General features: G+C 69.0%; 18 protein-coding genes. 10 read left to right on the forward strand and 8 right to left on the reverse strand.

Features of this window, described 5'->3' with window-relative positions; genetic code table 11:
- Positions 1 to 74: 74 nt before the first annotated feature.
- The 6 genes from TEF_17885 (at position 75) to TEF_17910 (ending at position 6611) form a co-directional block, all read left to right on the forward strand.
- Positions 75 to 2237 (forward strand): marine proteobacterial sortase target protein, encoded by a 2163-nt coding sequence (locus TEF_17885; GenBank protein ANK82453.1) that lies wholly within the window; start codon positions 75 to 77, stop codon positions 2235 to 2237.
- 14 nt (positions 2238 to 2251) lie between these two features.
- Entirely contained in the window at positions 2252 to 2815 is a 564-nt protein-coding gene (locus tag TEF_17890) for a hypothetical protein (protein ANK83583.1), read from the forward strand.
- Between the two features lie 76 nt (positions 2816 to 2891).
- The gene (locus TEF_17895) at positions 2892 to 3680 is read left to right on the forward strand and encodes a hypothetical protein (protein ANK82454.1); all 789 of its coding nucleotides are present in this window, start codon (positions 2892 to 2894) and stop codon (positions 3678 to 3680) included.
- Complete coding sequence (locus TEF_17900) at positions 3677 to 4471, forward strand: citryl-CoA lyase (protein ANK82455.1); 795 nt, start codon at positions 3677 to 3679, stop codon at positions 4469 to 4471. Before TEF_17895 ends, TEF_17900 begins: the two co-directional genes overlap by 4 nt.
- Positions 4472 to 4482: 11 nt before the next feature.
- Positions 4483 to 5565 carry a hypothetical protein gene (locus TEF_17905; GenBank protein ANK82456.1) on the forward strand — a complete coding sequence of 361 codons (1083 nt, stop codon included), beginning with the start codon at positions 4483 to 4485 and terminating at the stop codon, positions 5563 to 5565.
- A 131-nt stretch (positions 5566 to 5696) separates the two neighbouring features.
- The gene (locus TEF_17910; GenBank protein ID ANK83584.1) at positions 5697 to 6611 is read left to right on the forward strand and encodes a branched-chain amino acid--2-keto-4-methylthiobutyrate aminotransferase; all 915 of its coding nucleotides are present in this window, start codon (positions 5697 to 5699) and stop codon (positions 6609 to 6611) included.
- A 108-nt stretch (positions 6612 to 6719) separates the two neighbouring features.
- Here TEF_17910 and TEF_17915 read toward each other — a convergent pair whose 3' ends face one another.
- Positions 6720 to 7862 carry a 1-aminocyclopropane-1-carboxylate deaminase gene (locus TEF_17915; GenBank protein ID ANK82457.1) on the reverse strand — a complete coding sequence of 381 codons (1143 nt, stop codon included), beginning with the start codon at positions 7860 to 7862 and terminating at the stop codon, positions 6720 to 6722.
- A 129-nt stretch (positions 7863 to 7991) separates the two neighbouring features.
- Here TEF_17915 and TEF_17920 point away from each other — a divergent pair, with 129 nt between their 5' ends.
- Both TEF_17920 and TEF_17925 read left to right on the forward strand, forming a co-directional pair.
- Positions 7992 to 9296, forward strand: a complete 1305-nt coding sequence (locus TEF_17920) for a hypothetical protein (GenBank protein ANK83585.1) — start codon at positions 7992 to 7994, stop codon at positions 9294 to 9296.
- 62 nt (positions 9297 to 9358) lie between these two features.
- Positions 9359 to 10135, forward strand: coding sequence for a hypothetical protein (locus tag TEF_17925; protein ID ANK82458.1), 777 nt, complete (start codon positions 9359 to 9361; stop codon positions 10133 to 10135).
- Here TEF_17925 and TEF_17930 read toward each other — a convergent pair.
- Together TEF_17930 and TEF_17935 are read right to left on the reverse strand one after the other, a co-directional pair.
- On the reverse strand, positions 10104 to 10316 hold the full coding sequence (locus TEF_17930) for a hypothetical protein (GenBank protein ANK83586.1): 213 nt from the start codon (positions 10314 to 10316) through the stop codon (positions 10104 to 10106). The genes TEF_17925 and TEF_17930 overlap by 32 nt on opposite strands.
- 37 nt (positions 10317 to 10353) lie before the next feature.
- Positions 10354 to 11871 (reverse strand): hypothetical protein, encoded by a 1518-nt coding sequence (locus tag TEF_17935; protein ID ANK82459.1) that lies wholly within the window; start codon positions 11869 to 11871, stop codon positions 10354 to 10356.
- 133 nt (positions 11872 to 12004) lie between these two features.
- On the opposite strand from TEF_17935, the gene TEF_17940 reads away from it, so the two are divergent.
- The gene (locus tag TEF_17940) at positions 12005 to 12931 is read left to right on the forward strand and encodes a gluconolaconase (GenBank protein ID ANK82460.1); all 927 of its coding nucleotides are present in this window, start codon (positions 12005 to 12007) and stop codon (positions 12929 to 12931) included.
- 12 nt (positions 12932 to 12943) lie between these two features.
- Here TEF_17940 and TEF_17945 read toward each other — a convergent pair whose 3' ends face one another.
- The 4 genes from TEF_17945 to TEF_17960 form a co-directional block, all read right to left on the reverse strand.
- A complete protein-coding gene (locus tag TEF_17945; GenBank protein ANK82461.1) occupies positions 12944 to 13561 on the reverse strand; it encodes a hypothetical protein in 618 nt (205 codons plus the stop codon).
- A gap of 65 nt (positions 13562 to 13626) precedes the next feature.
- Positions 13627 to 14124, reverse strand: a complete 498-nt coding sequence (locus TEF_17950; GenBank protein ID ANK82462.1) for a hypothetical protein — start codon at positions 14122 to 14124, stop codon at positions 13627 to 13629.
- Positions 14125 to 14215: 91 nt separating this feature from the next.
- Positions 14216 to 14689, reverse strand: a complete 474-nt coding sequence (locus TEF_17955; protein ANK82463.1) for a peroxiredoxin — start codon at positions 14687 to 14689, stop codon at positions 14216 to 14218.
- A 4-nt stretch (positions 14690 to 14693) separates the two neighbouring features.
- The gene (locus TEF_17960; protein ANK82464.1) at positions 14694 to 14915 is read right to left on the reverse strand and encodes a hypothetical protein; all 222 of its coding nucleotides are present in this window, start codon (positions 14913 to 14915) and stop codon (positions 14694 to 14696) included.
- 126 nt (positions 14916 to 15041) lie between these two features.
- On the opposite strand from TEF_17960, the gene TEF_17965 reads away from it, so the two are divergent.
- The gene (locus tag TEF_17965; GenBank protein ANK83587.1) at positions 15042 to 15950 is read left to right on the forward strand and encodes a transcriptional regulator; all 909 of its coding nucleotides are present in this window, start codon (positions 15042 to 15044) and stop codon (positions 15948 to 15950) included.
- Between the two features lie 9 nt (positions 15951 to 15959).
- On the opposite strand, the gene TEF_17970 is transcribed toward TEF_17965, so the two are convergent.
- Positions 15960 to 16850, reverse strand: coding sequence for a hypothetical protein (locus TEF_17970; protein ANK82465.1), 891 nt, complete (start codon positions 16848 to 16850; stop codon positions 15960 to 15962).
- Positions 16851 to 16960: the final 110 nt, after the last annotated feature.

Genomic DNA, 16960 nt, shown 5'->3' on the forward strand with positions numbered 1-16960 from the left:
CATGGTGCCCGCACGAGGACAAACGATGGAGGTGGGCCATGCGGATCGGGTTTCGAGAATTTCTGCGGCAGGGGATGCGGGCGGCGCTGCTCGCGGTGGTCGCCGCACCGGCGCTGGCCCAGACGCCGGGCGGCGGGCTGGTCGCGCTGAACGATGTGGCCTCGGGCAGTCTGCTGCTCCGGACGGACGAGCCCGGCCGCTATGTCCGCGCGCCGCTGGTCTCCTCCAGCTTCGATATCGACGTCTCCGGCCCGGTCGTCCGGGCCACCGTCACCCAACGGTTCCGGAACGTGTCGGACAAATGGGTGGACGGCCGCTACGCCTTCCCCCTGCCCGACGAATCCGCTGTCGACAGCCTGAAGATGCGGATCGGCGACCGCTTCATCGAGGGCGTGGTCAAGGAGCGGGAACAGGCGCGCCGTGACTATGAGCAAGCCCGCGCCGAAGGCCGCAAGGCCGCCCTGGTGGAGCAGCAGCGCCCGAACCTTTTCACCAACGACGTGGCCAATATCGGCCCCGGCGACGTTGTGGTGGTGGAGATCGCCTGGCTGCAGACCCTGGCGCCGACCGACGGCGCGTTCGAACTGCGCCTGCCGCTGGTGGTCGCCCCGCGCTACAATCCGAAGCCGGTCGTTCATGCCGTCGATTTCGGTCCCGGCGGCTGGGCGATCAGCGATCCCGTGCCGGACAGGGACGCCATCGAATCGCCCCTCGCCGATCCGCGCGAACAGCCGGAAGGGACCATCCACAATCCCGTCATCATTTCGGTCGACCTGCAGGCCGGATTCCCGCTGGGCGCGGTCGAAAGCCGCCACCACGATGTGACGGTCGCCCGGGACGGCGGCGAAGCCGCGACGGTCAAGCTGGACGGCGCCGTGCCGGCGGACCGCGATTTCGTGCTGCGCTGGACGCCGGATGTCGGCGCGTCGCCCCACGCCGCCCTGTTCCGGGAAAGCGCCGGCGGCCGCGACTACTACCTCGCCCTGTTGACGCCGCCCGAACCCGCAGCGGTGACGGACGCGCCCGCGCGCGACGTGATCTTCGTGCAGGACGTCTCCGGCTCGATGGACGGCGAATCGATCCGCCAGGCCCGGGAAGGGCTGGCGCAGGCGTTGCGCCGGCTGGAGGCCGAGGACCGCTTCAACATCGTCTTCTTCAACGACCGCATGTGGCGCTACGCGCCCGACATGGTGCCGGCGACGCCCGGCAATATCGCGAAGACGCTCTCGGCGGTCGAAACCATGCGCGCCGACGGCGGCACGGAGATGCTGCCGGCCCTGGAGGAGGCGCTGGCCGACGCCACGCCCGGCGAGACGGACCGGCTGCGCCAGGTGATCTTCCTGACCGACGGCGCGGTGGGCAACGAGGCGCAGATGCTGCAGGCCATCACGGCCGGCCTGGGGCGGTCCCGGCTGTTCACGGTCGGCATCGGCTCCGCGCCCAACAGCTATTTCATGACCCGGGCGGCGGAACTCGGCCGCGGCTCGGTGGTCTATGTCGACGACCTGACCGCGGTGGCCGGCCAGATGGCGGCGCTGTTCGCGAAGATCGAGAACCCGGTGCTGACGGATCTCCGGGCCACGCTGCCCGGCGGCGCGGGCGACCTCTCTCCCGATCCCCTGCCCGATCTCTACGCGGGCGACCCGGTCGTCTTCGCCTTCCACACGCCGGAAGGCGAGGCGGGCGCGGTGACGCTCACCGCCGGCCGCGGCGCCAACGCCTTCGAATGGCGGATCGACCTGGCGCAGGCCGCGCCCCGAGCCGGTATCGCGAAGCTGTGGGCGCGCAAGCACATCCGCAAGCTGGAGGCGCTGGCCTCAAGCCAGGTGGGCTGGGAGATGGGCCGAGAGAAGCTGGACGCGGCGATCCTGCAGACGGCGCTGGATCATCACCTTGTCAGCCGCCTGACCTCGCTGGTCGCCGTCGACGTCACCCCCAGCCGTCCTGACGGCGTGGAATCGACCGCCATCGAAGTGCCGCTCAACCTGCCTGCCGGCTGGAACCCGGAGCGTTTCCTCGACGCCCCGGCCCCGGCCCCGCAACTTCGCAAGGCGGCCCTGCCGCAGGCGGAACTTGCCCGGCTCAGCACCGCCGCCGCGCCCCCGCCCTCCGGCGCGCCGGTTCCCCGCGGCTCGCTCGACTGGCGGGCCCGGGTGCTGGCCGGGCTTCTTCTTCTCCTGATGGCCATCGCCGGCTGGCGGCTGCATCGCCGCTGGCCGGGCGGCCGGACAGCCTGATGACCGGGGGCCGCATGAACCTGCGGCGCTGGCTGGCGCGGAGCGCGGTGCTGGCGTCTGCCATCGGCGGCCTCTGGCTCGCCGGCGAGGGCGCGTGGATGGCCGCCAAGGCGGAACTGGGACAGGTATTGCTGCAGCGCGCCTGGGACGGGAACCGGGACGCGCCCTGGTCCGGCGCCGACATGCGTCCGGTGGCGCGGCTCTCGGCGCCGGCGCTCGGCGTCGAGGCGATCGTGCTCGACAGCGCCTCGGGCGAGGCCATGGCCTGGGGACCGGGTCATGTGCGCGGCACCGCCCTGCCGGGCGCGCCGGGACTGGCCGCGATCGCCGGACACCGCGATTCCCACCTTGCCTTTCTCGGCGATCTCGGACCGGGATCGGAGGTCGTCATCGAACGCGGCGGCGAGACCCACCGCTTCCGCGTCACCGGCGCCGAGGTCGTCGACAGCCGGACCTGGCGCTTCCCCACCGACCGGAGCGGTCGGCCGCGGCTGGCGCTGTCCACCTGCTGGCCGCTGGACGCACAGACGCCGGGGCCGCTCCGGCTGATCGTCCATGCCGAGGACATCCGCGCCTGAGCTACCCCATCGCCAACCCGTTCGCCCTCCTCTAGTCTCCCCCGATCAACGCCAATCACCTGGGGAGGAACGACACATGGCGCTGGAACATCCGGTCATCCTGACGGGCTCGGCTTCGGGCATCGGCGACGCCACGGCGAAGCGGCTGCTGGACCGCGGCTGCAAGGTCATTTCCGTCGACATCAAGGAGCCGAAGCAGAAGGTCGCCGAGCACCATCACTGCGACATGGGCGACCCCGCGGCGATTGATGCGCTGGTGAAGAAGCTCGACGGCACCTATTCGTCGCTGCTGAACGTGGCGGGCGTGCCCGAGTCCGTCGGCGGCGACACCTGCATGGCGATCAACTTCTTCGGCCTGCGCATGCTGACCGACGCGCTGTTCGACCGCATCGCCGACCAGGGCACCGTGGTCAGCGTCTCCTCCATCGCCGGCAACAACTGGCGCAAGCGCCGCGGCCCGCTGAGCGAGTTGCTGGCGACCGAGGGCTTCGAAACCGGCATGGACTGGTGGCGCAAGAACAAGGACGCGGTCGGCACCGACCCCTATACCTTTTCCAAGGAAGCGGTCGTGGTCTACACCATGGCGCTGGCCGGCCGCGGTCTGACGCGCGGCATCCGCGTCAACGACGTCGGGCCCGGCCCGGTGGACACGCCGCTGCTGCCCGCCTTCACCGAGTTCGCCGGCGCCGAGACCATGAAGACCATGATCGGCATGGCCGGCCGCGCCGCCCAGCCGCAGGACATCGCCGAAGCGCTGGTGGTCCTCGCCGAGGGCGAAATGGGCTGGGTCAACGGCCATCACCTGATCGTCGACGGCGGCATGTCGGCGGGCTTCTCGGCGGGCTGGCAGACCGCCGGCAAATGATGGGCGCCAAGGGCGCCGGCGCCACCGCCATCGCCAAGGCGAGCCGGACGAAGATCCGCATCCGCGGCCAGGATCTCTGCGACGACCTGATCGGCAAGGTGGACTTCACCACCTTCTTCTTCCTGCACCTGACCGGCGAGATGCCGAACGAGAATCAGGTCTTCTTCCTCGACGCCATGCTGGTGGCGCTGGCCGAGCACGGCCTGACCCCCAGCGCCCAGGCCGCGCGCATGACCCTGCAGGCCGGTCCCGACGCCATGCAGGGCGCGGTCGCCGCCGGCATCCTGGGCTGCGGCTCGGTGATACTGGGCTCGGCGGAGAGCTGCGGGCGGTTCCTCTCTCGGGGAGTCGCCCGGGTCCGCGCGGGGGAGACCAATGACGAGGTCGCCCGCGCCATGGTTCAGGGCCTGCGCGATCAGAAGAAGTTCCTGCCCGGCTTCGGCCACCCGCTGCACCGGCCGGTCGACCCGCGCGCGGTCAAGCTGCTGGCGCTGGCCGACGAGAAGGGCGCGGCGGGCGATCACGTCGCGTTCCTGAAGGCCGTGGCCGGCGTCGCCGACGAGATCTACGGCCGCGAGATGGTCATGAACGTCAACGGTCCCCTGCCGGCGATCCTGCTGGACCTCGACTTCCCCGAGGCGGCGCTGAAGGGCATTTCCATCCTCTGCCGCACGGCCGGGCTGATCGGCCATTGCGTCGAGGAACTGGAGCGGCCCATCGGCTTCCGGCTGGCGCATCTGGGCGACGCCGGCACCGTCTATGACGGACCGAACCCGCCCGAGGACCTCTGAGGACGGCGGCAATGGGCGGCAAGGTCCTCATCGCCGGAGCGAGCGGCATCGTCGGCGGCGCGGCGGTGCGCCACTTCTCGGCCCTGCCGGACTGGGAGGTGGTGGCGCTGTCGCGGCGCGCGCCGGACTACGAACATTCGGCCCAACACCTCTCCCTCGACCTGATGGACGCGGAAGCCTGCGAGAAGGCGGCCGCGGAGCGCTTCGGCGACGTCACGCACCTGGTCTATGCAGCGCTCTACGAGAAGGAGGACGTGATCGCCGGCTGGCGCGATCCGGAGCAGATGGCGGTCAACGACCGGATGCTTCGCAACCTGCTCGGACCGCTGGAGCGCGAAGCGAAGGGCCTGCGGCACGTCTCCCTGATGCAGGGGGCGAAGGCCTATGGCGTGCACGTCCACCATCTGGAAAGCCCGGCGAAGGAACGCTGGCCGCGCGACCCCCACGACAACTTCTACTGGCTGCAGGAAGACTATCTGAAGGAACGCCAACAGGCCGGCCACGGCTGGACCTGGACGATATGGCGGCCGCATCTGGTCACCGGCTTCTCGCCCGGCAGCCCGATCAACATGCTGTTCGCCATGGGCGCCTACGCGGCCATCTGCCGGGAGGAAGGCCGGCCGATGGAATTCTCCGGCGGGCCGCCCTTCATCCAGCAGATGTCGGATTCCCGGCTGATCGCGCGCGGCTTCGAATGGGCCGCCGACAACCCTGCGGCGGCGAACCAGCACTTCAACATCGCCAATGGCGATATCGTCATCTGGCAGCATCTCTACCCGGCCATCGCGCGGCATTTCGGCGTCGAGCTGGCCCCGCCGCGCCCCTTCCCGCTGGCCGAGGCCATGCCGGCGAAGGAAGATATCTGGCGCCGGATCGTCGAGACGCACGGGCTGAAACCGCTCGGCCTTGCCGAGACCGTTGGCCCGTCGTGGCTGTTCGCGGACTTCGTGCTGGGCTTCGGCAAGAAGCCCTCGGCGACGGTGCTGTCGACGATCAAACTGCAGCAGGCCGGCTTTCACGACTGCATGGACAGCGAGGACGCCATGATCGAGTGGTTCCGCGACCTGCAGGCGCGGCGGATACTGCCGGAGTAGTGGCGGGGCAAAGAGAATGCGGCGTCCTGGGCTTTACCCCAGGACCCAGTTTTTTTGGTTCGCTGGGCCCTTGGATCAAGTCCAAGGGCGCCATGGTCGAACAGGAGGCAGCGATGAACGAGAACCGGCCGATGCGGGAGACGGACGCGGACAATCCCTACGCGTCGGGCTGCGGCTTCCAGGACGGGGTCTACAAGCCGATCCACGAGGTCACGGTGAGCGTGCTCGACTGGGGCTTCAACAAGTCCGACGTCACCTATGACGTCGTTCACGTGAAGGACGGCGCGTTCTTCCGCCTGGGCCATCACCTCGACCGTTTCCGGGCCTCGATGAAGGGGCTGCGCATGTCGATACCCTACGGCCGCGAGGAGATCGCGGAAATCCTCAGCGAGTGCGTGCGCAAGGCGGGGCTGCGCAACGCCTATGTCGCCATGGTCACCACCCGCGGCGTGCCGGCGCCGGGGACGCCGCGCAAGCCGAGCCTGATCGAGAACCGCTTCATCGCCTACGCCGTTCCATGGGTCGACGTGATCTCGCCGGAGGTGCAGGAGCGCGGCGCGCACCTGATCATCGCCCGGACGCCGCGCATCCCCTCGGCCTCGGTCGATCCGACGATCAAGAACTACCACTGGGGCGACATGATCCGGGCGCTGTTCGAAGCCGAGGACGCGGGCGCCGACACCGCCGTGCTGCTCGACAGGGAAGGCCACGTCACCGAGGGGCCGGGCTTCAACGTCTTCGCCGTGATCGATGGCGTGGTGATCAGCCCGGACCGCGGCGCGCTGGAAGGGATCACGCGGCGCTCGGTCCTCGATCTCTGCGCCGAGCTCGGCATCCCCGCCGAGATCCGGGCGCTCACGGCGGACGAGCTGCGCGAGGCCGACGAGGTCTTCACCTCGACCACGGCCGGCGGGGTAATGCCCTGCAGCCGCGTCGACGGCCGCATCATGGGCAATGACCGCCCCGGTCCGATCTCGCTGAAGCTGAAGGAAGAATACTGGCGCCGCCACGGCGAGGGCTGGGACACGACGCCGGTGGCGTACTGAGAGACCTCCAGGGCCGGCGCCCTTGGACTTGATCCAAGGGCCCAGCCAACCAAAAATCTGGGTCCTGGGGTCAAGCCCCAGGACGCCGCACTCGTGAACGCGTTGGCCTCACCCCAGCCACGTCTTCAGGCGCGCGGCCGCTTCCTCCATCTCCTCCGTCGAACCGGCGAAGGAGAAGCGGACATAGCGGTGGCCGCGCGGCGGGTCGAAGTCGATGCCGGGCGTCGCGGCGACGCCGGTCTCGGCCAGCATCCGCTTGCAGAACTCCGCCGAGTCGTTGGTGAGCCCGGCCACGTCGGCGTAGATGTAGAAGGCGCCGTCCGCCGGCGCCAGGCGGTCGAATCCGGCCCTGGGCAGTTCCCGCAGCAGCACCTCCCGGTTGGCGCGGTAGCGCGCGACGTTCGCCTCCAGTTCTTCGGCGCAATCGAAGGCGGCGATCGCGGCCCTCTGGGAGTGCGCCGGCGGCGAGATGAAGTGGTTCTGCGCCAGGCACTCGACGGAGCGGTGCAGGTCCTCGGGCACCACCATCCAGCCCAGCCGCCAGCCGGTCATGGAGAAGTATTTCGAGAACGAGTTGATGACGATGACCCGGTCGGAGAGCGCCGCCGCGGTCACCGCCCGGCCGTGATAGGTGATGCCGTGATAGATCTCGTCGACGATCAGCCGCGTCTCCCGCCCGTCGCACCAGGCGATCAGGGCGCGCAGATCGTCGGCGCCCAGCATCGTGCCGGTCGGATTGGCCGGCGTCGCCACCAGCAGCGCGTCGAGCCGGCCCGGCACCCCGTCCAGTATCTCCGGCGTCGGCTGAAAGCGCGTCTCCGGCCCCACGGGCACGCCGACGGCCTCGACGTCCAGCGAGGTCAGGATATTGCGGTAGGCGGGATAGCCGGGTTCGGCCAGCGCCAGCCGGTCGCCGGCGTCCATGCAGGCGAGGAAGGAGAGCAGGAAGGCGCCCGACGAGCCGGTGGTCACCGCGATCCGCTCCGCCGGCACCCGGACGCCGTAATAGTCGCGGTAGTGGCGCGCGATCCGGGTGCGCAGCTCCGGCATGCCGAGCGCGTCCGTATAGCCCAGCCGCTCCTTCCGGAGCGCGGTCGTCGCCGCTTCGATCACGCCCTTCGGCGCCTGCGTCGAGGGCTGCCCCACCTCCAGGTGCAGCACGTCCTTGCCCTCGGCCTCGCGCCGGGCCGCGGCCTTCATGACCTCCATCACGTAGAAGGGCGGCACCGCGCCGCGCTTTGACACTTTCATGCCCAATTCCACTTACATAAGGTGAACGAGACGCCGCCGTCCCGCCCCGCGGGCGGCGCGCCGGCCAATTCGTGGGAGCAAAAAGGCGTGCGATATCCACGCCGCATCATCGCGGCCGCCCTGATCTGCATGGTCACCCTCATCTCCGGTCCCGCCGCCGCGCAGGACCGCGGCCTCGCCCTCGTGCGCGACGCGGAAATAGAGCATATCCTCTCGATCTACGCCAAGCCGCTGTTCCAGGCCGCGAATCTCCAGGCCGGGGCGGTCAAGGTCTATCTGGTGCACGACGACAGCATCAACGCCTTCGTCGCCGGCGGACAGCGCATCTTCGTCTTCACCGGCCTGATCCTGCGCACGCGCAGTCCCGGCGAGCTCATCGGCGTGATGGCGCACGAGACCGGCCATATCCGCGGCGGACACCTGTCGCGCACCCGCGACGCCATCGCCAATTCGCAGACCATCGCCATCCTGGCAACGCTGCTGGGCGGCATCGCGGCCGCAGCCTCCGGCGACGGCAACGCCGCCGGGGCCGGCATACTGGGCGGTCAGGGCGCAGGCCAGCAGATGTTCCTCAGCTATTCGCGCACCCAGGAATCGGCGGCCGACCAGGCCGCGATCGACCTGATGGAGCGAGCCGGCTGGTCGCCGCGCGGACTGATGACCTTCATGGAGGTTCTCGACCAGGAAGAGCTGATGATGGGTCTGCGGGGCAACCCCTACATGCGCAGCCATCCGCTGGGCTACGAGCGCATCCAGGCCGTCGAGCACATGGTCCGGAACTCACCGGTCGTCGACAAGCCCTATCCGCCGGAGCTGGTCCACGCCCACGAGATGATCAAGGCGAAGCTGTTCGGCTTCACCAAACCGCCGGCCGAGACCTTCCGGGAGTTCCCGGTTTCCGACAATTCCGACCCGGCGCGCTACGCCCGGACAGTGGCGCTGATGCGCCAGGCTCGCACCGACGAGGCGCTGGCGGAACTGCAGCCACTGCTGGAGGCAAAGCCGGACAACCCCTATTTCCACGAACTGAAGGGGCAGATCCTGCTGGAAGGCGGCCGCGTGGAGGAGAGCCTGCCGCCGCTGCGCCGCGCCGCCGAGGCGACCGGTCACGGCGCGATCAAGGTCATGCTGGGCCAGGCCCTGCTTGCCCGCAAGCTCGAGACGACCGACGCGGAAGCGGTGGAGATGCTCGAGGGGCTGGTGCGCGAGGACCCGGAGTTTCCGGGCGCCTGGCAGCAGCTCGCCGTGGCCTATGGCCGCCAGGGCGACATCGGCAAGTCGATGCTCGCCAGCGCCGAGCAATATTATCACTCCGGTCAGCCGAAATACGCGCGCGAGCAGATCGACCGGGCGCTCAGGACGTTGAAACCCGGCACGCCCGAGCATTTCCGCGCCCAGGACCTCGACAGCGCGATCCGGGCGCTCAACGGGTAGCGCGCGGCCCCCGACAACCGGTTTCACGCCCATGTGGCTTGTCCGGGCCCCGGCGCTCGGGCATGCAGGGTGCTGCATTCAAGGAGCCTTACATGTTGCGATCCCTCTGCGCCGCGCTCGCGCTGTGCCTCGTCCTGCCCTTCACGTCAGAGGCGGCGGATTCCGATCCTGCCGCCGGCCTGAGCCGGGCCGAGATCGAAACCATCGTCCGCGAATACCTGATCGAACATCCGCAGGTGATCGTGGAAGCCCTGCAGAAGATGCAGGAACGCGAGGAGATGGCGCAGGCCGAGCGGACGCGCCGCATGATCATCGCCCACGCCGACCGGCTGGACGATCCGACGGGGCGCTTCGTCGCCGGCAACCCGGAGGGCGACGTCACCATCGTGGAGTTCTTCGACTACCGCTGCGGCTACTGCAAGCGGGTGATGCCGACGCTGTTCGACGAGGTCGAGCGCGACGGCAATGTCCGCCTGGTGTTCAAGGAGTTCCCGGTGCTGGGCGACGATTCGGTGCTGGCGGCCCGTGCCGGCATCGCCGCGGCGGCCCAGGGCCGCTACCGCGACATGCACATGGCCCTGATGCAGACCCGCGGCGGGCTGACCGAGACGAAGATCATGTCGATCGCCGGCGATCTGGGCCTCGATACGGCAGAGCTCAAGCGGCAGATGTTCAGTTCCGCGACCGAGGCCGAGATTTCCGCCAACTACGAACTCGCGCAGATGCTGGGCATCCGCGGCACGCCCGGCTTCGTCATCGGGACGGAGGTGGTGCCCGGGGCCATCAGCCCCGAGCAGTTCCGTCAGTTCATCGACGCGGCGCGGAAATCGAGCGGCTGACGATCTCGACCCGGCGCGCGCCGGCGCTTTCCAGGATTTCGCGGCGGCGGTCATCGTCGACCTTGCGCCATTCGGCGATCTCCGCGCGGCTGCGGTAGCAGCCGAGACAGTAGTCGCGTCCGGGGTTCAGCTTGCAGACCGAGATGCAGGGCGAAGGGATGGCTGGCGTGTCGTCGCTCATGTCCGACCGTTGACCACGGTCCGGCGGCGACTTCAAGTCAATTTGACGTCCAGTCGCCAACGCGGGCGCCCTTGGCGTAACGGACCTCCAGATCCTCCAGCATGGCGAACTGGTCGTGATGATCGACCGAGGTGGCGATGATCTCCGTCCCCTGATCGCGCCAGGTCTTCAGCAGGGTACGCACCAGGAAGCGCCCGTCCTTCTGTCCGATCAGTCCCTTCAGCCGGTCGGCGGCGACCTCGATATAGGCCGAGGGCTCCGATGGCGCGAGGCCGGCGCTGTCGAGGGCGACCTCGCCCTTCAGGAAGGCGTAGAAATCGGGCACCGCTATCCGCCATTCATGGGCCGAGGGACTGTCCAGGAAGACATCGCCCTTCCCGGCGAGCGTACCGCCGAGCGGCGCCTCCGGACGCAGGATCAGGCGTCCCGGCGAGACCTCCGCGCGGCCGATCAGCCTGCCGATCGCCTTCTGCATGTCCGGCTCGCGCAGCGCTTCGGCGCGAACCGACGCCATCACTCTCAATGAAACGCCGCGCCACAGCTTCCAGTCGCGATGCTGCGCCAGCGCCTGTCCGATCACGGCCAGTTCCAGCTCCCTTGCGAGGGCATTGTCGCCGCCGAGCGTGAGCAAAACGTCGCTGTCGACCGGACGGCCATCGACCAGCGGATGCGCCCGGACCTGGCGGATCGCCACCGCCTGTCTTTTGAGGCTGAGAATCGGCCGGGTCTCGACCGCCATCGTTCCGGCCTTGATCGCCTGGCGCACGGCATCCGCCAGCGCCGCCGTCTCCGAGCGGGCCTCGTCGTACCGGCGGCCGAGCCCGAAGCGCCGGAAGCCCGAGGCAAGTCGGCCGCGAAGACCGCGCGCGCCATGGCTGAGGGTCGCACGCACGGCGTCGGCGGGGAGATCGGCGCCGTCCGCCTCGATCTGTTCGGCGGCGAAGGCGTCCCGATCCTTCACCAGGCCGGCGTCCAGCGCCGCGCCGGAAATCTCGTGAAGCATCTTCTCGGCGTCGGCGTCGCGGCCGTGGAGGATGCCGTAGAGGGCGTTGTCGAGCCGCGCGGTGCGCCGCGCGCCGCTGCGCCGGGCGTGATCCTCCACGACGCGGCTCATGCGTCCGTCGGCTTCCGCGTCCAGCCCGCCGTGAACCGAGAACATGGTGACGGACCCGTCGCCGTCCTTCAGCGTCAGCGCCGCTTCGTCGAGAAAGCCGTCGCGGTCGGCCTGTCCGTCCGGACGCGCCACCGCCTCGTCGTGTTCCCACCACTCGGCCTCGCCCGAAAGACGGTAGACGAAAAGCACCACGCCGCCCGGTTCCTCGCGGCCCGCGGGCCGGCCGACCAGCATGTACTCGCCGCCATGGCCGTCGCCACAGACCTGCGGCTCGTCGCCGCCCTGGCGGATGCCCAGCGCCACCCGCGCCATGGCTTCGGCAACCGGCGGCGGAAAGGCCCGGTCGAGCGGCTTGCGCCAGAGCTCCACCGCCGAAGCGCCGAACAGCGCCTCCACTTCGCCCGAGAGCTCGCGGATATGGTCCTCGGCGGAGAGCTTCAACGTGACCGAGGGTTTGCCCAGCCGAACATGGGGGTTTGCATTCATCCTGCCGACCTGTACCGGTATTGCGTCCGCCCCGATACTGGGCGGTAACATTGTACGATCCGTTAACCGGAGGGGAGGCCGGCACGACATGTCAGAGATCCGTATCGTCACCGAGGGACTGCGGTTCCCCGAAGGCCCCATCGCCCTGCCCGACGGCGACGTGCTGGTCGTGGAGATCGCCGCCGGCCGGCTGACCCGCTGCCACCCGGACGGTTCGACGACCGTCGTCGCAGAGCCCGGCGGCGGCCCCAACGGCGCCGCGATGGGCCCCGACGGCAAGTGCTATGTGTGCAACAATGGCGGCTTCCGCATCTTCGAACGCGACGGTCGCATCATTCCCCTGGATCAGCCGGACGACTATTCCGGCGGCCGGATCGAGCGCATCGACATCGAGACCGGCGAAGTCGAGGTGCTCTACACCCATTGCGACGGCGTGGCGTTGAAGGGGCCGAACGACATCGTCTTCGACAAGACCGGCGGCTTCTGGTTCACCGATCATGGCAAGATGCGCAAGCGCGAACGGGACACCACGGGGGTCTACTACGCCCTGCCCGACGGATCGAGGATCGTGGAGGCGATCTTTCCCTCCGACGGACCGAACGGGGTCGGGCTGTCGCCCAACGAGGACGAACTCTATGTGGCGGAGACCCACACCGGCCGCGTCTGGGCCTATACGCTGAGCGGTCCCGGCGAGATCGCCGGCGGCCGGCGTCCCGTGCGCGGACCGCAGGGCCGGCTGCTGGTCGGGCTGCCCGGCCACCAGCTTCTGGATTCGCTCGCCGTCGACAGCGCCGGCAATGTCTGCGTGGCGACCATCCACAATGGCGGCATCACCGTCGTGCCGCCCGACGGCAGCCATGTCAGCCACGTGCCCATGCCCGACGAGATCACGACCAATATCTGCTTCGGCGGCGCGGATCTGAAAACGGCCTTCATCACGCTGAGCTCGACCGGCCGGCTGGCTGCGGTGGAATGGGCCCGGCCGGGCCTGGCGCTGAACTTCCTGAACAAGTAGCCGGCCCCGCCGTCAGCGCGGCCGGGCGCGGCCCCCGCCGTAGGCGGTGACGCCGTCCGCCACGTCGCCGATGACCGCGGCGCCCGCGCCGACCGTCGCCCAGTCGCCGATCCGCGCGCCGGGCCGGGCGGCGACACCGGCGCCCACCAGTGCGCCCTCCCCCACCGTGACATTGCCGGCGAGGCGCGCGCCGACGGCGATGTGGGCGAAGTCGCCGATGACGACGCCATGGCTGGCGCTGGCGGACGTATTGAGGATCGCGTGGCGGCCGATGCGCGCCTCCGCCTGCACCACCGCGCCGGGATGAACGACGGCGCCTTCGGCCAGTTCGGCGCTGGGCGAAACCCAGGCGAAGGGATGAACCAGCGTGGCGAAGGGGCGGCCCTCGAAGCGGCCGGCGATGTCGCGGCGGCGGGCGTTGTCGCCCACGCCGATTACCAGCGCCGTGTTGCGGTCCAGGTCCGACACGGCATCGAGGCCACCGGAGCGGACCGGTGCGCCCAGCACATCGGTGTCCCACAGCGTGCGGTCATCGTCGAACAGGCAGACGACCTCCAGGCCCAGGGCCCGCGCCGTCTCCAGGCACTCCCGGGCGTGTCCGCCGGCGCCGATGATCGCGATCTGATGCATGGCCCGCCCTCTCCGCCGTTCAGCGCCTCATGATACCGGCAAGGCCGCGAGTCGAAAGCGTCGAGTCAGAACAGCCGCTCAAGCGCGGGGCGAAGGTCGCCATAGGTGACGTGGGTCTGGGACGGGCCGTCCTCGGCGACGAACAGGTAAGTAACCTCGCCATTGCGGTCGAAGAGGAAGACCGCCGGAACGCCACGGACGTCGCCGAAGGTGGAGAGCGTCTCCCCGTCGCCCTCGATCAGCCGGAAGCGCGGCGCGGTCTGTTCGATGAAGCGCGCGCGCTGCTCCGGGCTGGATCGGCCGCCGAAGTCCTCATGCACGTTCACGCCGACGACCAGCAGGCCCTTGCCGGCATAGAGATCTTGGATGCGGTTGAAATGAGCGAATTCGTTGCGGCAGGGCGGACACCAGCTCGCCCAGAACGTCACCAGCACCGGACGGTCCTCGATATCCGCCTCCGCCAGGGCGGGGCCGTCAATACCGGGGAGGCCGGCCAGGGTGCGCACGGCGTCGCGCGCCGGCAGACGCACTTCGGCGTGAACCGCCGTCGGCATCGCCAGCATCGCCGTGGATGCGACAAGGAATCGACGTCGGCTCAGCATGTAATCCCGCTACCACGGGGGGTCACAAAAAAGCAATAGCGCCGCGCACGGCTCAGCGCGCCACGACCTCGGGATTGTGAATGACGTCGAAATTGACGGAATTGGCGATGAAACACACCCGGTGGGCCGTGCCGTGCAGGCGCCTGGCGTGCTCCAGCCTGGCCGCGTCGGCGATGACCACCCGCGGCTCGAGCACCACTTCGGTGAAGCGGCCGCCGCTCTTGCCGTCTTCGACCATCGTGCCGCGCGCGTCGTCGCTGTAGTCCAGAACTTCGATGCGGGCGCGGGCGCAGCAGGCAAGATAGCTCAGCATGTGACAGCTCGACAGGGCGGCGACGAGCATGTCCTCGGGGTTCCAGAGCTCGGGAACGCCCAGAAAGGCCGGATCGGACGACGTCGTCAGCGACGGCTTTCCGGGCGCGGCGATACGGTGGGTCCGGTCATAATCCTCGTAGGACCGGAAACCGGCCGCCGCGCCCGTCCAGCGCAGTTCGATGCGATAGTCGTGCCGTCCGTTCGCACTCAACGGATCAACGCCTCCAGAAGGGCTTGCGGCTTTCGCGCCAGGCCGCCTCGCGGTCGATGCCGACGTCCGCCAGCAGGCGGTCGTCCAGCTTGGCGAGCTGCGAGCGCTCGGACTGGCGCTGATGCCAGAGCGAGAGAGTGTTGCCACGCCGCAGCACGCCGTCAACCAGCGAGCTCAGAGGGTTGTGGTGGACGGCGGGTCCAGCGGTTTCAATGATCTTCGCCATCTTAACTACTCCAGTCAGTTCGCGCCGACGTCTTCGGCGCAGGGCTCATCTAGGGGCGTCAAGGGGTACTGACAAACGACAGTTTCTCAGGGTATGTATGAGAAAATCTATTACGGAAGAATCGCCATGGCCCGCCGTTTACCGCCGCTTAACGCAATTCGCGCCTTCGAGGCCGCGGCCCGTCATTTAAGTTTCACGAGGGCATCGGAAGAGCTGAACGTAACCCCGGCGGCGATCAGCCATCAGGTCAAGGGACTGGAGGACTGGTTCGGGTTGAAGCTGTTCAAGCGCCGCAACCGCGAGATCCTGATGACGGAGGCCGGGCAGATGCTGCTGCCGGGCGTGCGGGACGCGCTCGACCTGCTGGAATCGACGACCCAGCGCCTGTCGGCCAGCGACGGCGGCTCGGAATTGCGCATCACCTGCATGCCCTCCTTCGCCTCCAAATGGCTGGTGCCGCGCCTGTCGCACTTCCGGACCCTTTACCCCGACATCGACGTACTGCTGTCGACCGAAGAGCGGATGGTCGATCTGGATGTCGAACCCTTCGACATCGGCATCCGTTCGGGCTGGGGCCAGTATCCCGGCCTGACGGTCTACCGGCTGTTCGACGACGCGGTCTTCCCGGTCTGCAGCCCGGCCCTGCTCAACAGCGACAAGCCCCTTCGCCGTCCCCAGGATCTGGCGGGACACGTGCTGCTGCACGACGACTATCCCGTGGGCTGGACGGAATGGCTGGCGGCGGCCGGGGTCAGCGGCGTCGACCCGAAGCGCGGCCCCACCTTCGACAACTCGGCCATGCTGCTGCAGGCGGCCGCCGAGGGCCTGGGCGTTGCGATGGCGCGCCACGCGCTGGCCTATGCCGACCTGCTGGCGGGCCGTCTCGTCCGGCCGTTCTCGATCACCCTGGCGTCCGACTTCGCCTATTACCTGGTGCACGTGCCGCGGGTGGCCGAGCAGCCCAAGGTGGCAGCGTTCCGGGACTGGCTGATCGCCGAGGCCGACGCCTACCGCGCCCAGCAGGACGCCGGCTGAACCCGGCTCTCAATCCCGCAACAGCAGGTCGGGCACTGGCGGGTCGAAACCGGCATTGACCGTCATCCTGTCCAGCGCCCGGACCGTCGCATAGGGCAGATAGCCGGCGGCCCGGCCCTTTTCGTAGACCCGTGCGATATTGGCGGCGGTTTCGGGATATTCGACCAGCAGCACCGGCTTGCCGGCGGCGCGCGCCAGGTCCAGGTGCTTCTTTGCCCAGTCGAAGGAGTCCCGGGCATTTGGCGTGTCGGGACCGTCCAGACCGAAGAACAGATCCTCCTTGGCCTGGGCGTCGATGGTCCGGCGATAGGCCTCGTTGGCCAGCAGATCCTCGGCGTTCTGGGGCACGATCAGGAAACCGGGCTCGCGACTGCGGGCATGCCGAGCCAGAGCGCGGACGAAGGCGACCATCTCCGCCTCGGCGGTCTTCCGGCCCTTTTCCTGGAAGTACCAGTAGGCATCGACGATATCGAGGTAGACCCCGTCGAAGCCGAAGTCGATGATCCGGTCGAGATAGGCCCCGGGTCCGCCGAAGATGAGGCGCTGCCAGTCCTCATGCCAGAACCGGACCTTGTAGTTGCCGGCCCAGTCGGGGTTCTCCGCCTCCAGCCATGATGGCGGTTTCCGCGACCATGCCGGCTTCCAGTAGTAGCGGTAGTCCTCGGCCTCCCCGATCGACAGATAGGCGAGCACGATGCGCCGGCCGCCATCGGGCTTGCGCTTCATCAGGGCCACGTCCTCGGGCGACAGCGCCCGGGCGCCGCTGCCGTCGCGGGAATAGTCCACGACCGCCAGGTCGAACCCGCTGGCCGCGACCAGCGCCGGATCCGGCCCCGACAGCCAGTAGGTCATCGACCGCGCTTCGGCGATGTCAGCGGCCCGCGCCACGCCCGGGCCCATAGCTGCAACCGCCGCAATCAACAGCAACCGGTACAATACTACCAATGTTGTCATCCGCCGGCTCCGTTATCGTTCTGTTTACTGCCACGCCGCTATAGATCGGCATAGCC

This window comes from Rhizobiales bacterium NRL2, from assembly GCA_001664005.1.
Taxonomy (GTDB): domain Bacteria; phylum Pseudomonadota; class Alphaproteobacteria; order Minwuiales; family Minwuiaceae; genus Minwuia.